This window comes from Leifsonia shinshuensis (assembly GCF_022606355.1).
Lineage (GTDB): Bacteria > Actinomycetota > Actinomycetes > Actinomycetales > Microbacteriaceae > Leifsonia > Leifsonia shinshuensis_B.
This window is the reverse complement of record NZ_JAHHZQ010000002.1, coordinates 790,747-806,086: the sequence shown is the minus strand read 5'-3', so window position 1 is coordinate 806,086 and position 15,340 is coordinate 790,747. Positions and strand designations below refer to the sequence as shown.

Sequence of the window (15,340 nt, the reverse complement as noted above, 5' to 3'; positions counted from 1 at the left end):
TTCGTCCGATTCTCGGCAGCGCTCAGGCATGCCGGGTGAGGGGATGGCGGAAGCCTCCCGGCCGGCCGCGCGACTGCGGGCGCAGGGCGGTGTGCGGCGAGGGAGGGAGCATTCCCCGGACGGCGGCGGCGTGCGCGCTGCTCAGCCGGCCGGGACGAACGCCGGCGGCGGGCCGCGGCGCCGTCTCCCGTCGAGCACGGTCTCGAGCCGGCGCAGGGCCGGCGCGGCATCGGCGACCGGCGAGCCGAGGCGCAGGATCGGCTCGGCCTGCACGGCCGCGACCCTGTCGACGAGCCGCCGCAGCGCGAAGAACGCGAACCGGGCGACCGCCAGCAGCGAGCGTTCGCCGTGCAGCAGCACGACGACGGTGAGCACGGCGGCGGCGGCGTGCGAGAGCCACATCCACGGGCTGTCGCCGAAGATCATCGCCGGCATGGCCATCCCCGTCGCGGAGGGGGAACCGGCCACCAGGGTCAGGTGCATCCCCGCATGGAGGTGGCCGTCGGCCGGCATCCCGCTGAAGGTCGCGGACGGGCTCAGCGTGAACAGCGCGTGGAACAGGAACTGGCTCACCAGGACCGACAGGGTCAGTCGCCACGCGGCGACCCGCGCGCCCACCAGGGCGATGCTGCCGAGCGAGGAGAAGACGAGGCTGAGCGTGAGGGCGAGGGCGCTCGGCGCCTGCCCTCCACCCGCCATGTGGAACAGCGCTGCCACGAGGGTGGCGACCCCCGCGGCGGCGAAGCCGCGGGCGACCCGTGCTCCGCGCGAACTCATGGCCCCACTCTACGCGGCGTTCTACACGCGGTCGAAGTCGGTGGAAGGGCGGAAGTGACGCGACCGCCGAGCATCCGGGGGTTGGAGGATGCTCGGCGGTCGCGCCGGGTCGAGAGGCGTCAGAGCTTTGCAGGATCCCTGTCGTCGATGTTGGCCGGCGCCTTCGCGTCGAGCTCGGCGGGGAGCTCCAGCGGTCGGCGCGTGTAGTAGCCCTTCGCCTTGCGGTAGAAGAGCAACAGCGGCACGATGCCGACGACGATCAGACCGACGCCGAGGATGTTGACGATCCACGCCGCCGAGGCGAAGTTCTGCCAGATGCCCGCGACGAAGATGTACCCCATGAAGACGGCGCCGACCGCCGGCCAGAGCCCGATCAGGATGAAGTTCTTCGCCGATTTGAGCAGCACCCGCCGGTAGGCCACCACGACTGCCACGCCGGCCAGCGTGTAGTAGAACGCGATCTGGATGCCGATGGAGGCGATCGCGTTGGTCATGATGTCGCCGATGCTGCCTCCGACGAGGTTCGATCCGATGAACAGCAGGATGGAGACGCCGACGACGATGAGCGTCGCGAACGCGGGCGTCCGCCAGCGCGGGTGGAGCGTCCCGAAGATCTTCGGGATGGTGTTGTCCCGGCCCATCGAGAACAGCGTCCGCGTCACCTGGATCAGCGTCGTCTCCAGCGTGGCGATCGTCGACAGGGCGACGGCGATCACCAGGATTTTTCCGCCGATGCCCGGCCACACGGCGTCGCCGAGCACCGAGAGGACGTTCGCACTGTTGTGCTCGATCGTCTTGGCCGGCAGGATCACCATCGTCGCGATGGTGAAGATCTCGAACAGCAGGAAGACGATGACGACGCCGATGATTCCGGCCGACCCGGCGTTCTTGTGACCGTCCTTGGTCTCCTCGTTGAGGTTCGACGAGACGTCCCAGCCCCAGTAGTAGAACGCTGCGACGAGTGCCGCCGAGACGAACACCCCTGCGCCGGTGAGGTGGCTGAAGCCCAGCCAATCCCAGGAGAAGGAGGGACCGGCGTGCGCGCCGCTCGAGGCGTGGACGATCATCAGCACGGCGAACAGCACGAGGATGCCGACTTCGATGAGCGACATGATCCACTGTGCCCGCGCCGTCACGTGCACGCCGAAGAGCACGCACGCCGCCATCACGAGGAACCAGATGGACCCCACCCCGGTGACGAGCAGCGTGTTGTTGGCCTGATCCGGAGCGAACAGGGTGACCGTCATCGCTCCAGCGGGGAGCGCACCGGCCACCATGAAGATCGTCGCCGAGATGACGAGCGCCCAGCCCGAGAGGAAGCCCAGGATCGGGTGCAGCGCACGCGCGACCCAGGAGTACGAAGCCCCGGCGTTGACATCGGCGCGCCCCAGGTAGAGGAACGCCCAGGCGATGCCGAGCATCGGGATGCCGCACCAGAGCAGTGCGGCCGGTGCGCCGAGCGCGGCGGCGCCGACGAGCGTCGCGGTCGTCGCCGCGATCGAATAGGCGGGGGCACTGCCCGCCACGGCCATCACGATGGAGCCGGCGGCGCTCACCCCGTCCGCCTGCAGCACGTGTTTGTCTTCGCCCCCGCGAGGGTCGGCTCCGTTGTCGAGTGCTACGGAATCCGGCCGGGAATTGTCCTGCGTCATTGCTCTCCCTGGCTAGGGTCGCGTGTGCGACAGAGGGACGTTAGCAACTCCACGGCCCGACGACAAGACTTTTCGCTACGAAATCGGTTGTCACTGGGGAGAAATGTGACGGAAACCGAAAGATTTCTGTGTGATCTCAGAGATTATCGACAGTTTCCGGCCCGGTGGTCGGTGCCTCTGAGGCCGCTCGGACCGGCTGCGCAGGCTGATGCTCGCTCGCCGCGATCACGAACGTGACGTACCGGGACGTCCCACCCGCGGGGCGGAACCCCAGCCGCAGGGCCAGACGGGCCGACGGGAGGTTGGAGCGATCGATCACCGCCGTCACCAGGCAGGCATCGAGCTCACCGAACGCGATGGCGAGCATGGCGCGCGCCGCCTCCGTGGCGTAGCCGTGACCTCCGACGGCGGTCAGCTGCAGCCAGCCGATCTCGGCGACCCGGGTCTCCACCGCCACCGTACGGAGGTGCAGCGAGACATCGCCGATCACGTGGCCCTCGAGCTCGACGGCGAGCACCAGGAGGTCGCCCGGCTGCGAGAGCGAGGTGTGGGCGGTGCGGTCGATCAGGTGCTCTCTCACCTGCCGGGCGGTGCGCAACGGCCAGTCCAGGCCGCGTCGCACCGCTTCGTCGTCTTCGATGCGGCGCCAGTCCGCCTCGTCGGACGGCCGGTAGGGCCGCAGGAGAAGGCGCGCCGTACGCACCTCGTGCGCCTCGACCGGCCTCCCGATGGCCGGGGCGCTCCACAGCGATCGAAGCGCCCCCAGCACTCGGAGCGCCACCAGCCCGGAGACAGGATTGCGGTGGCGCAGCAGCGGATGAGGGCGGCGCGGGAAAGAGGCCACAGCATCCTCCTCTCCTGCCTCGACGCTAACTCCGCAGCGCTATGCCGAGGCTGCGATCTGTGGGAGCACGGTGAGAAGGGTGGAAGTGATTCATAGGTGACACGCAGGCCCGCGGGTCGACCCCCGACGGGGTGACTTCAGATCCGGAGGCAGATGTGCCTAGGGTGTCGCATGACCGACGAGCAGCGGGGTGGGGGCGCGGACGGCGAGAGCCCGAAGCCTCCTGAGCATCCGGACGGCGCTGAGCCGCGCGGCGTCTCCCGCCGTACGGTCGTCGCCGTCTCCGTCGGCGCGGGTGTCGCGCTGCTCGCCGCCGGCGCCGCGGTGGTCACGCCTCTGCTGACCGGTCGCGGCGGGCTTCTCGGGCCTGCCCCCACGCCGACGCCGACTCCGGTTCCGTCGACGACGCTGACGGTCGCGCATCGCGGAGGCTCCAGGGACTGGCCGGAGATGTCGATGCTCGGCTACGCCAACTCCGCGAAGCTGGGCGCCCAGGCGCTGGAGATCTCGCTGGCCCGCACGAAGGACGGCGTCTGGTTCGGCCTCCACGACCCCACCCTCGACCGCACGTCGGGGACGACCGATTTCGTCGCCGCCGATCACACGTGGCAGGAGGTCTCGCAGTACCGGATCACGGCGGCCCAGACGACGAACCCCGCGCAACCCGCACAGCCCTACCTCCGCTTCGAGGAGCTCGTCGACGCGTTCGCCGCCTCGCGCGTCATCTACGTCGACCCCAAGATCGTTCCCGCGCAGCACCATCCGGAGCTCTTCGCGATGATGGCGCGCGCGCCCGCACCGACGCGCACCTTCGTCGCGAAGGGCTACTGCACCGCGACCGAGTGGGCACAGGAGGCGAGCCGCCGCGGCTACCCCACGTGGGGCTACTACTACGCCGCCGACCTGCACTCCGATCCGCACCTCCTGGAGTCGACGCAGTCGCGCTGGACGACGCTGGGACTCGACTACACCGCGTCTCCGGCGGTGTGGAAGCGGGTGAAGGCATACGGCAAGCCGGTGCTCGCGCACGTGGTCCCCGACGCCGCGGCGGCGCAGCGGGCGCTGCAACGCGGCGCCGCCGGCATCGTCGCCTCGGGCGTGCGAGAGGTGCTCGCCGAAGCGCGCGGCTGAGCTTGGCGCCGAAGGGCACGCAAGCGCCCCTATCCAGCGGCTTTGAGGGCATTTACGTGCCCTTCGGCGTTGCGGGAGCGGCGTCAGCGGCGGCGGGAGGCGGTGACGGTGAACTTGGGGTTGCGCGCGATCTGGCGGGTCGGGCCGACGGTGCGTTCCAGGGCCGGCCGATAACCGAGGTGCGAGTTCCACACCGCCCACAGCTCACCGCCGGGTGCGAGCACGCGAGCCGCGTCGGCGAACATCCGCTGGGCGATACCGGTGTGCACCGCGCCTCCGATGTGGAACGGCGGGTTGAGCACGATGAGATCGGCCGACGCATCGGGCCGGGTGGACAGACCGTCGTCACGCACCACCTCCACCCGGTCGGAGACGCCGTTGGCCGCAGCGGTGGCTGCGGTCGAGGCGACGGCGGCGGCGGACTGGTCGGTCGCGACGACCCGGACACCGGGCCGTCGTGTCGCGAGCGCACTGGCGAGCACGCCGGTTCCGCAGCCCAGGTCGATCGCGGTGACCGCCTCCGGGACCGCCTCGTCGAGCACCGAGAGCAGCAGGCGGGTCCCGATGTCGACAGACGCACCCGCGAACGCGGCGCCGAAGGCGCAGACGTGGAGGCCGGTCCCGGCGTCGAAGGCCCGCTCCGGCCAGCGGTCGAGCACCGTGGCCGCGGCAGGATGCGGTTCGCGCACCGTGAGCACGCGCGCCTTCTGCCGGGCCAACGAGACCTGCACGTCGCCGAAGACCTCGCCGAAGACGGCATTCATGGCGGGCGTCATGTGCTTCAGCATGCCGCCCGCGTAGACGGCGACCTCCGGATGTGCGTGCTCGGCGACGAGCACCGCGATCTCGGCGAGCGCCTCCAGGCTCCGCGGCAGCCGCAGCAACACGACGCGCGCCCCTGCGACGAGGCCGGCGTCGAGCGCGTGGTGCTCGAAGCCGCCGCCGAGGCCCAGCGCCTCCGCATTGGCATCGAGGGCCCGCTCGGCGGTCAACGGATCCTGGTGCACGCGGATGCCCCGGGCGCCGCGCGCGGCCGCGGCCAGTGTGAGCGCCCCGTAGGCGTCGCCGATGACGACGAGACCGCGCTGCAACACGACGTCCCCGGCGATGTCGGCGAGCAGGCGGTCCGCCGCGTCTGCGGCGAACAGGTTCGGCGCCTCGACGTCGGGCCGGCGACGCAGCTGCTCGTAGGGGAACACCACGACAGTCAAGCAGACGGGGCGCTGTGATACCCCTGACCCATGGCCGACACCGACCCGCACATCCTCGCCCCCGGTCTCGCCCCCACGCCGTTCACCGCCGCCGAGATCCGCGCGGGCTGCCCGGTCGGGCGGGTCTCGGTCGTCCGGACGGCCCACGGGCTCGGCTCCATCCGCTTCGCCTCCGACGATGAGGAGGGAGCGTGGATCGAGGACACCCCGCTCGACGAGAGCGGTGCGGCCGCCGGGCCCGTCGAGCGCGGGCGGTCGACGTGGCGGGAGCTGCAGGAGCACGCCGCGTTCCCGCTCGAGAGCACGACGATCGAGCGGGTCGAGCTGGCCGGCCCGCTCGGGAGGCTGCCGTGCCTCCGCTACTCCGTGCGGCGCGGTGACGCCGTGCTGGTGTTCTGGTTCGCGGTCGGCCTTCCGGGGATGCCGATCCGCGTGGAGCGCACGGAGGGCGACGAGACCACGGTCACCCTCGAGGTGGTCGCTTTCTCGGGGCTGCCCGAGGCGCCGGGACGATGACCCTCAGCGGAAGGCCACCTCGCTCGCGCCCACGACCTCGGCGGTGCGGCCGGGAGCCCGATGGTTGCCCCAGTACAGGTTCGTGTGGGCGATCACGAGGTCGGGCGTCGGCGCTCCCCACTCGCTGAGGTCCTCCGTGGTGTGCGCATCGCCGACCAGGGTCACGTCGTAGCCGCGGACCGTGCCGCCGTGGATGGTCGAGCGGATGCACTCGTCGGTCTGCGAGCCGGTCACCACGAGGTGACCGACGCCGGCCGCGGCCAGCACGTCTTCGAGCGACGTCTCCTCGAACGCGTCGGCGTAGTGCTTCGGCACGAGCGCCTCACCGTCGTCGCGGGTCAACTCGGGAACGTACTGCCACGCCTCGCTGCCGTACTCGACGTTGTCGTCGGAGTGCTGGATCCAGATCACGGGCACGCCTTCGGCCCGAGCGCGATCGACCAGCGCGCGGATGTTCTCCACGACCTCGTCGCGTCGGTAGGCGCCGCCGATCACCCCGTTCTGGACGTCGATCACGAGCAGCGCAGACCCTTCGCGGTTGTGCAGCGTCGTCATCTGCTCCCCCTTCGCGTTCACCTTTCGCGGTCACGTGCGACGGTACTCGCGGCGTCAGACAACGGGAAGACGCACGGGCGGCTCAGGGCCAGAGTCGCCGCCGGACGGCGCTCACCCCGGCTGCCGGCCACGCCTCCCAGCCCGGAGCGAGGAGCTCCTCGGCGAGGTCGAGGATGCCACGAGCGGCCTCCTCGGCCGGTCGCGCCAGGATGGCATCCAAGCGCGCAGCCGCCCCAGGTCGGACGGTCTCGAACCGGCGCCACCCGTCGAACGGATCGGGATGCGCACAGCCGCTCCGGCTCAGGACGAGGTCGACGAGGGTGAGCGCCGCCTCGCCGCGGACGACCTGTCCCCCGCTCAGCCGTTCGCCGCGCCGGAGGCGCCCCACGCCGACGACCAGCTGGACCATGAGGACGGCGACGGCGTCGGCAGGGCCGTCCACCTCCCGCGTCCGCGTGCCGGCGCGCGCGGCCTCGAGACCCTCGGCCAGCGGACCCGCGTCGTAGACGACCTGCGCAGCAGCGAGCGGGAAGGAGCGCAGGCCGGCCGGGTCGGCGATCCCGAGCTCCAGCACCCGCCCGTCGTCGAACAGGGCTTTGATCCCGTCGTGCCACTCACGGCCGACCGCGACCAGCCGATCCGCGTCGGGCAGCCAGGAGAGGTCGGCACGCAGCTCGTCGACCGCCTCCGGGAGGGCGAGCACCAGCAGGTCGTGATCCGACCACTCGTCGATGCGGGAGCGGTCGGCGCCCGACCCCAGCAGGGCGATGCCGAGCACGCGATGGTCCGCGCGCGCCCAGGTCTCCACCCGCCGCGTGTAGTCGTCGAAGGAGTCGAGCGCCCCTCCCATCAGCGGAACAGCGCCAGGAGCTCGGCCGGGGCATCTGGCGTGGCGAAGACGGGGATGCGTGCAAGCGGAGCCTCCACCTCGACCGTCCGGCCGCCCACGACCTTCTCGCCCGTCCAGACGTCGATCCACTCTCCCGCCGGCAGTGTGACCGGCCAGGTGCGGGCACCCGGCTCGAGCACCGGGACGACGAGCAGGTGCCGGCCGAGCATCCAGCTCGTTCCGCTCAACGACGCCGAATCGGCCGGGTGGTCGAAGAAGAGCGGGCGCATGAGGGGACGGTCGGTGCGGACGGTCTCCGCCGCCGACGCCGACAGGTACGGGATGAGCCGCTCGCGCAGCCGGACCAGCTCGCGGAAGACCGGGATCACCTGCTCGTCTCCGGTGCGCTCCGCGATGTTCCACGGAGTGCGGTCGCGGGAGGGCGTGCGGTGGTGGTTGAACTCGGAGTGGTACTGCATGATCGGCATGAACACGCTCGCCGCGGTCGCCCGCAGATAGAGCTCGGCATCGGGGATGTCACCCGAGAAGCCGGCGATGTCCCAGCCCCAGTACACGATGCCGCTCGCGGCGGCGGAGAGCCCGGCGTCGACCGACCAGCGGAACGCGTCCCAGGTCGAGTTCTCGTCGCCGGCCCAGAAGGCGCCGTGGGCCTGCGACCCGGTGAACCCGGCGCGGCTGAAGGTCACGGGCGCCTTGCCCGAGGAACGGAGCAGCTCGCCGTAGGCCGCGGCGTAGGCCACCGGGAAGGTGTTGTTCTTCTCGTCGCCGCGCCGGCCGTCGAGGTAGACGAGCTCGTCACCCCACGCGTGCTCCCCGCCGTCGGTCTTGAAACCGTCGACGCCGACCTCCTCGACGAGGTATCGGCGCTTCTCGGTCCACCAGCCGGCTGCGCGCTCGTCGGTCAGGTCGGGCATGAGTGCGAGCGGGAACCACCAGCCGCGGTTGCGGTAGGGGCGCGTTCCTCCGCCGGGGGACGGCTCTGCGATCAGCACGCCCTCGCGGACGGCGCCGCTGGCGTCGGCAGCCGCCTGACCGGTCGGATGCGGGCGCATCTTGATGAGCGGGATCTGCCACAGGTGCAGTTTGATGTCGCGCGCGTGCAGCTCGTCCGTCATCCCCTTCGGGTCGGGCCACGCGCCGTCGGCGGGGAACTCGAAGTCGGCGAGGCGATGCGGGCCGCCGTCCTCGCTCACCGCGTAACGGGCGTCCCGGAACGCCGTGAAGGTGCTCTCGTCGCTCCAGGCTTCGATCACCACCGACCCGACGGGGATGTCGTGTTCGCGGTGCAGGTCCATCTGCCGCATGACCTCGGCCTGGGTGTTCCATTCGTTGCCGCTCGCCCACAGCCGGAACACCCAGTCGGGGAGCTCCTCCGCGCGGCCGACGCCGTCGAGGAAGCCGCGGAGCACCGCGGTCGGGTCGCCGTCGAAGAAGCGGACGGCCAGCGCGCCGTCCGGCCCGGTCTGCGCCTCCACCTGGATCAGTCCCGGATCCGTGGCCCCGAGATCGAACCAGACGCGACGGGAGGTGTCGACGTGGAAGCCCCATCCGGAGCCGCCGACGACGTGCGCGAACGGCATCGGCAGATACGTCTTGCGCTCGGCGCCCTGGCTCTTGTACTGCTCGAACACGACCGAGTCGAGCTCGGTGCCGGTGTGGTCGAGGGCGTCGTAGCGCTCGCCGAACCCCGTGACCCGCTCGCCCTGCGCGAGCCGCAGTGAGAACCGCACCCGGTGGATCCGCGCGCCGTCGTCGAAGACGCGGACCGAGCCGGGGACCACACGCGAGTCGCCCGACGTGACGACGGCGTCGGCAGCCGGTCGCCAGACCGCCGCGCGGACGTCGAACCAGCGCGTGCGCTCGAGACGGCCGTCCGCGTGGCGGGCGGTGAACCGGTACCGGTAGCCCGCCCCAGCGGTCAGCTCGGGCGAGTCGACCTGCCAGCCCCCGACGGCCCGTGCGAGCCGGGCCTGAGCCGAGGCCAGATGGCCGCCGTCGCTCACGCGGCCGCGCGAGGTCGTCGCGACCCGCACGAGCGGGAGCTCCACTCTCTCGGCGGCCCCGCCATCGTCGGGTGTCCGCACCAGCTCGACCGTGACGCCCTCGACCGAGGCGTCGGCACGCACGCCGAGCGTGGCGGAGCCTCCCGCCTCGGGGACGACCGGCCACCGCTGCTCGGTGTCGACGGAGTACGGGTGACCGGAGCCGGAGGGCCGGTGACGGATCATCGTGCGAGTCCTTCCAGGACGGAGGTGGTCGTGGGTGCTGAGTGCGAGGAAGAGGCCGCGTCGCGGTCGAGCTCGACCCCGAGGCGGAGCAGCATGGCGTGGCTCCAGAGCAGCGGCGTCGCCACGCTGCCCCAGCGCTCGACCCACTCCGAGCGCATGCGCGGGGCGATCAGGTGGCCGCCGACCTGCTCCGGGAGGTCGAGCTCCGGTGTGGCGGTGGAGGCTGCCCAGTCGTACAGCTCGAGAGCGCGGGGCCGATTCCCCGCGGCGAGGTGCGCCAGGCCGAGGAAGCAGCTGAGCAGCGGCCAGCGGCCGCCGCCGAAGAACGTGTCGCCGAGGTAGCGGTGGGTACCGCCGTCGACGGTGAGGTGCCGCTCGAGGAGGTCGATGGTCGCCGCGCCCTCGGGCGCGGCCGGCGCGACGAAGCCCAGAGGCGCGAGCGCGGCGGCGAGGCTCCCGTCGACGGCCGTGCTGCCGAGCCACTTCACGAGGTGCCCGGAGCGCATGCCGCGGTCGGCGACGACAGCGCGGATGGCGACACAGGCGGCGAGCGCTTCCTCCGCCCGCCGCGCGTCGACCAGTCCGGCGCGGGCGACCGCGTCGAGTCCGGCCGCCACGCAGGCGAGCGTTGAGACGTGCACGTGCTCGCTGTGCTCCTCCCACCAGTCGTAGCAGGGGCGGTCCCACGAGGCGACGAGATAGTCCACCGTCGAGGCGATCGCCGGGAGCCAGCGGTCGGCGTCGCCGCCGTGCCGCGTGGTGTGCTCGACGACGGCCCAGAGCCAGGTGCCGTAGCCGTCGAGCTGGAAGTCCCACCACTCGTCGTCGCCGTCCGCTCCCGAGAACGTGAAGCGTGCGGGGAGCATCCGCGCGCCCGCCGGCGGTCGGCCCGCAGCGGTCTCTGCGACGATCCAGCGGATGTGCTCCGCCCGTGCGTCGAGAACGCCGGCGCACCAGTCGAAGAACCGCTCGGCGCTGGCCGCCTCGCCCGCCGATGACATCCCGTCCGCGATGAACGCCCCGTCACGGAACCAGCTGTAGCCGGTGTACGCGGAGAACGTCGGGCTGGCGGGGTAGGCGCCCTCCGGGGTCTGGAGGCGGGCGATCAACGCCCTGCTGTGCTCGGCGAGCGGGGAATCGGTGTAGCGATGCACGTTGGTTCTTCCGTGTTCGAGAGGGAGGGCCCGGCCGCGCTCGAGTGGGGGGTCTCGGCGCGGCCGGACGATCGTCACTTCAGCAGCGAGGTGACCTGGTCGGCCGTCGACGGGATGGACGACGACGTGGTCTGCCGACCCGCCGCGATCTCGCCGAGGGCGTTCGTCACGTCGTCCTGGATCTTCTGCGAGTTCGCGCCGAGCTGCGGGGCGACGGCGACGTGGTCGAGGGAGTCGAAGACGGCCTGGCGGTTGGCCGGGGTGCCGGCGGTGAGGTAGGGCTTCAGCAGGGAGTCGTCGCTGATCGCCGGGATCTCCCACCCGGACTTCAGGCGCATATCCACCATCTCCTTGGAGCTGGAGAGGTAGTCTGCCCACTTCTGCGCCGCCGCCTTGTTCTTGGCGTCCTTCGAGACGACGACCGCGTTCGAGAACGTGGCGCTCGCCTTCTGGGTGTCACCCGGCTCGACCTGCACGTCCCAGCCGAAGGGGAGTGTGCCCAGGGTGCTGAACATCCAGATGCCGGTGTGCCACATGGCGAGCTTGCCCGACTTGAAGAGGTTGGTGTCGAAGTCGGCCGTGCCGGCCCCGTCGGCCGCTGTCGGCATCACCGTGCCCGACTTGCCCGCGATCCAGTCGGCGGCCTTCTTGCCCGCCGCGTCGTCGAACGCGGCCTTCTTGCCGTCGCTGCTCACGAACTCGCCGCCGGCCTGCTGGACCGCCTTGTAGTACTCGTTGTACGTCACCGGCTGGTAGTCGCCCCAGACCCCCGCGGCCTTGTCGGTGAGCTTCTGGGCGGCGGCCTTCTCGTCGGCCCAGGTCCAGTCCTTGGTCGGGTACGAGACGCCCGCCTTGTCGAAGAGCTCCTTGTTGTAGAAGAGGACGACGTTCGAGAACGAGGTCGGGAGGCCGTACTGCTTGCCGTCGGTCTTGTAGGTGTCGAGCACCGACGTGCGGTACTTGGCGGCGTCGACGCCGTCGAGCGGGGCGAGCACGCCGTCCGCCTGATAGGTGGCGTAGCTGCCCGCGTCGACGTCGAAGACGTCGGACTGCGTGCCGGCCGAGAGGTCGGTCTGCAGCTTGGTGAAGTAGTTGGCGTAGTCGGTGGTGGTGACCTTGACCGTGATGTCGGGGTTGGCCTTCTCGAACGCGGCGACGATGGCCTGGAGGTTCTTCTCGTTGCCGCCGTTCGAGATGAAGTCGGAGTAGGTGACGGTGGTCTTGCCCCCGTCGGTTCCGCTGGAGGACGAGCAGCCGGCCAGGCCGACCGCGGCGAGCGCGGCGACGGCGATGCCGGCGACGAGTGACTTCTTCATGTGAGTGCGATCTCCTTCGATGCAGTGTTTCGGGTGGTGGGGTGGGTGGTGACTGTGCGATGGATGGGTTGCGGGGAGCGGGCGCCGGACTACTTCAGTCCGGTGCCCGCGACGCCCTGCACGATGTACTTCTGGGCGAAGACGTAGAGGGCGAACATCGGGAGGATGCTGATGACCGAGCCGGCCATCAGCACGTCCCACTGGGTGGAGTACTGGCCTTGGAGGCTCGACAGCGCGACCGGCAGCGTCTGCATGAGCGGGTCGCGCAGGATGATGAGCGGCCAGAGGAAGCTGTTCCAGGTGTTCAGGAACCCGAACACTGCGAGCGTCGCGAGCGCGGGGCGCACGAGCGGGAGGACGATCTGGAAGAACACCCGGAAGTGGCCGGCGCCGTCGAGGGTGGCCGCCTGATCGAGTTCGTATGGCACGGTCCCGATCGCCTGACGCAGCAGGAAGACGCCGAACGCGGATGCGATCGTCGGGAGGATGGCGCCGGCGTAGGTGTTGATGAGCCCGAGCGACTTCATCTCCACGAACAGCGGGACGATGAGCACCTGGAACGGGATCATCATGGTCGCCAGGTAGAGCAGGAAGATCGCACCGCGCCCCCGGAACGGGAGCCGCGCGAACACGTAGGCGGCCATCGCGCTCGTCACGAGCTGGAACACCGTGCTGATCGCGGCGATCACCACCGAGTTGACGATCACCTGGGCGAACGGGACCCGCTGGAAGAGCTCCGCATAGGGGGCGAGCGACGGGTTGTCCGGGATGAGCTTCGGCGTCGTCGTGAGGCTGGCCCCCGGGCTGATCGAGGTGACCACGGTCCAGATGAAGGGGAAGATCATCACCAGCGCGCCGATGCCGACAGCGATGTAGAGAAGCGTCTTCGCGGCCGGGCTACGCATAGTTCACCCACTTCTTCTGGCCGTAGAACTGCACGAGGGTGACCACGAGGATGACCAGGAACAGCAGCCACGAGAGCGCGGACGCCATCCCCGCCTGCCCGTAGCGGAAGGTGAGGTCGTAGACCTGCTGGACCACCACCTGGCTGGAGTTGTTCGGGCCGCCGCCGGTCATCACGTACACCTGGTCGAAGACCTGGAACCCGTTGATGAGCGACAGCACGATCACGAAGAACGTCGAAGGGGAGAGCATCGGGAGGGTGATGCTGAACAGGCGCCGCCACCAGCCGGCGCCGTCGATCTCGGCCGCCTCGTAGAGGTCGGGGTTGATCGTCTGCAGGCCGGCCAGCAGGATGACCATGACGAAGCCGAGGTCTTTCCAGGCCGACGCGAGGATGATCGACGGCATCGACCACGCCGGGTCGGCCCACCAGCCGGGGCCGTGGATGCCGACCAGGCTGAGGAGGTAGTTGACGACGCCGACGCTCGGGTTGAGCAGCCATCGCCAGACGAGGGCGACCACGACCCAGCTGGTCACGACCGGCAGGAAGTAGATGCCGCGGAGGAAGGCGCGGCCCTTCAGCTTCGAGTTGAGCGCCAGTGCGAGCGCGAGTCCGCCGACGTACACCAGCGGCAGGTAGCCGACGATGTAGTAGACGGTGTGCAGGAAGGCCTGCTGGGTGGTCGGGTCGGAGATCAGGTGGGCGTAGTTGTCGAAGCCGACCCACTTCATGTCGCCGATGAGGTTCCACTCGTGGAGGCTCGTCCACGCCGCGGAGATCATCGGGCCGATGACGAAGGCCAGGAGCGGGATGAGGCTGGGCAGCAGGAACACGGCGACGGTGCCCGCATAGGCGAGCCGGCGCCTGGCGGGGCGCTTGCGCGAGGGTCGTGAGCCGCCGAGTCCGCGCTCGGCGACCCGGTCCGCCCGCAGGGCCGACATGACCATCAGCGCGCCCCCGCTGTCGAGACGAGCCGTTCGCGCACCAGCCGTCCCTGCTCGCCGGCGACCCCGTCGGAGTCGAACGGCGTCGCGAGCACGAGTGCGGCTGCGCCCTGGGCCCAGCGGTCGTCCTGCCAGCTCTCGACCACCACGGCGACGCCGCGCTTGCCCGGCACGAGCGACGCGCGGAGCGCGGGTTCGAACGTGCCCGCCCAGTGCGTCCAGGCTTCGACGCCTTCGCCCAGCAGGACGACCAGCTCGGGGTCGAGGACGTTCACGACGCCCGCGAGGGCCCGGCCGAGGATCCGGCCGGCGTCGGCGTAGATCCGCTGCGCCCGCTCGTCGCCGGTGTCGGCGGCCGCCCGGAGCCGGTCGATGCCGTCGGCGGCGTCGAGGATCCCGGCCGCGCGCCCCGAGGCGACCAGCGCGCCCTGGCCGACGACGGCCTCGAGGCAGCCGTGGTTGCCGCACTGGCAGAGCGGGCCGTCTTCGACCACGGGAACGTGACCGATGTCGCCGGCGCCGCCTGCCGTGCCGCGGAGGATCGAGCCGCCCGCGACGACGCCGGCCCCGACGCCGTTGCCGATGGTGACGACGAGGAAGTCCTCGGAGTCGCGCCCCTGGCCGAAGAGCTTCTCGGCGACGCTCAAGGCGTTGACGTTGTTCTCGACGACCACCGGAAGTTCGAGGGCACGGCGCAGGGTCGCGCCGAGCGGGACCTGGTTCCAGCGCAGCTGCGTGGAGTCGACGACGCCGACGCCCTGCTCGAGCACGGTGCCCGGCAGTCCGACCCCGACACCGAGGACGCGACTGTCGTCACCGGAGGCGATGAACGCGCCGACGCGCTCCACGAGCCCGGAGATGGCCAGCGGCGAGACCGCGTCGAACGCCTCTGTCGCGGAGCGCAGCACCGAGCCGTCGATGCCCACCTCCACGAACGCGATGTGGTCGGGCGCGACCTTGACGCCGATGGAGGACGCGGTGCGCGAGACGAGCCCCAGCATGCGGGCGGGGCGGCCGCCGCCGGAGCTCGCGTGATCGAGCTCCTCGATGAGGCCGTCGGCCAGCAGGTCGCGGGCGAGCTGAGTGATCAGGGCGGGCGAGACGCTGAGCCGCCGTGCGAGGTCAGCGCGGGATGCCGGTCCGTGCGCTCCGAGATGAGCCAGGATCGCCGTGCGATTGACGTCGGTGCGCGAGGGGGATGAGAGCGCCATTGCCTTCCTTTGTTCAGAACTAAATAAACCATAGAACATAGTCGTGA

Annotated in this window: 14 protein-coding genes; 2 read left to right on the top strand and 12 right to left on the bottom strand. The window is 70.8% G+C overall.

Annotated features, from left to right (window positions below):
• Window positions 1–141: 141 nt before the first annotated feature.
• The 3 genes from KNO15_RS10775 to KNO15_RS10765 form a co-directional block, all read right to left on the bottom strand.
• Window positions 142–777, bottom strand: a complete 636-nt coding sequence (locus KNO15_RS10775; protein WP_241703723.1) for a hypothetical protein — start codon at window positions 775–777, stop codon at window positions 142–144.
• 119 nt (window positions 778–896) lie between these two features.
• On the bottom strand, window positions 897–2,429 hold the full coding sequence (locus KNO15_RS10770; protein WP_241703722.1) for an APC family permease: 1,533 nt from the start codon (window positions 2,427–2,429) through the stop codon (window positions 897–899).
• Between the two features lie 136 nt (window positions 2,430–2,565).
• Entirely contained in the window at window positions 2,566–3,273 is a 708-nt protein-coding gene (locus KNO15_RS10765) for a GNAT family N-acetyltransferase (RefSeq protein ID WP_241703721.1), read from the bottom strand.
• A gap of 171 nt (window positions 3,274–3,444) precedes the next feature.
• Between KNO15_RS10765 and KNO15_RS10760 the strand changes: the two genes are divergently transcribed.
• Window positions 3,445–4,404, top strand: coding sequence for a glycerophosphodiester phosphodiesterase (locus tag KNO15_RS10760; protein WP_241703720.1), 960 nt, complete (start codon window positions 3,445–3,447; stop codon window positions 4,402–4,404).
• Between the two features lie 83 nt (window positions 4,405–4,487).
• On the opposite strand, the gene KNO15_RS10755 is transcribed toward KNO15_RS10760, so the two are convergent.
• The gene (locus tag KNO15_RS10755; RefSeq protein ID WP_241703719.1) at window positions 4,488–5,606 is read right to left on the bottom strand and encodes a class I SAM-dependent methyltransferase; all 1,119 of its coding nucleotides are present in this window, start codon (window positions 5,604–5,606) and stop codon (window positions 4,488–4,490) included.
• A 39-nt stretch (window positions 5,607–5,645) separates the two neighbouring features.
• Between KNO15_RS10755 and KNO15_RS10750 the strand changes: the two genes are divergently transcribed.
• Window positions 5,646–6,131, top strand: a complete 486-nt coding sequence (locus KNO15_RS10750) for a hypothetical protein (RefSeq protein WP_241703718.1) — start codon at window positions 5,646–5,648, stop codon at window positions 6,129–6,131.
• A gap of 3 nt (window positions 6,132–6,134) precedes the next feature.
• On the opposite strand, the gene KNO15_RS10745 is transcribed toward KNO15_RS10750, so the two are convergent.
• The 8 genes from KNO15_RS10745 to KNO15_RS10710 form a co-directional block, all read right to left on the bottom strand.
• Window positions 6,135–6,686, bottom strand: a complete 552-nt coding sequence (locus KNO15_RS10745) for an isochorismatase family protein (RefSeq protein ID WP_241703717.1) — start codon at window positions 6,684–6,686, stop codon at window positions 6,135–6,137.
• Window positions 6,687–6,768: 82 nt separating this feature from the next.
• On the bottom strand, window positions 6,769–7,536 hold the full coding sequence (locus KNO15_RS10740) for a hypothetical protein (RefSeq protein WP_241703716.1): 768 nt from the start codon (window positions 7,534–7,536) through the stop codon (window positions 6,769–6,771).
• Entirely contained in the window at window positions 7,536–9,764 is a 2,229-nt protein-coding gene (locus tag KNO15_RS10735; RefSeq protein WP_241703715.1) for a glycoside hydrolase family 31 protein, read from the bottom strand. Before KNO15_RS10735 ends, KNO15_RS10740 begins: the two co-directional genes overlap by 1 nt.
• On the bottom strand, window positions 9,761–10,918 hold the full coding sequence (locus tag KNO15_RS10730; RefSeq protein WP_241703714.1) for a glycoside hydrolase family 15 protein: 1,158 nt from the start codon (window positions 10,916–10,918) through the stop codon (window positions 9,761–9,763). Before KNO15_RS10730 ends, KNO15_RS10735 begins: the two co-directional genes overlap by 4 nt.
• A 74-nt stretch (window positions 10,919–10,992) precedes the next feature.
• A complete protein-coding gene (locus KNO15_RS10725; RefSeq protein ID WP_241703713.1) occupies window positions 10,993–12,234 on the bottom strand; it encodes an ABC transporter substrate-binding protein in 1,242 nt (413 codons plus the stop codon).
• Between the two features lie 89 nt (window positions 12,235–12,323).
• Complete coding sequence (locus tag KNO15_RS10720) at window positions 12,324–13,139, bottom strand: carbohydrate ABC transporter permease (protein WP_241703712.1); 816 nt, start codon at window positions 13,137–13,139, stop codon at window positions 12,324–12,326.
• Window positions 13,132–14,085, bottom strand: coding sequence for a carbohydrate ABC transporter permease (locus tag KNO15_RS10715; RefSeq protein ID WP_241703711.1), 954 nt, complete (start codon window positions 14,083–14,085; stop codon window positions 13,132–13,134). The genes KNO15_RS10720 and KNO15_RS10715 overlap by 8 nt, the downstream gene beginning before the upstream one ends.
• The gene (locus KNO15_RS10710) at window positions 14,085–15,293 is read right to left on the bottom strand and encodes an ROK family transcriptional regulator (protein ID WP_241703710.1); all 1,209 of its coding nucleotides are present in this window, start codon (window positions 15,291–15,293) and stop codon (window positions 14,085–14,087) included. The genes KNO15_RS10715 and KNO15_RS10710 overlap by 1 nt, the downstream gene beginning before the upstream one ends.
• Window positions 15,294–15,340 lie beyond the last annotated feature (47 nt).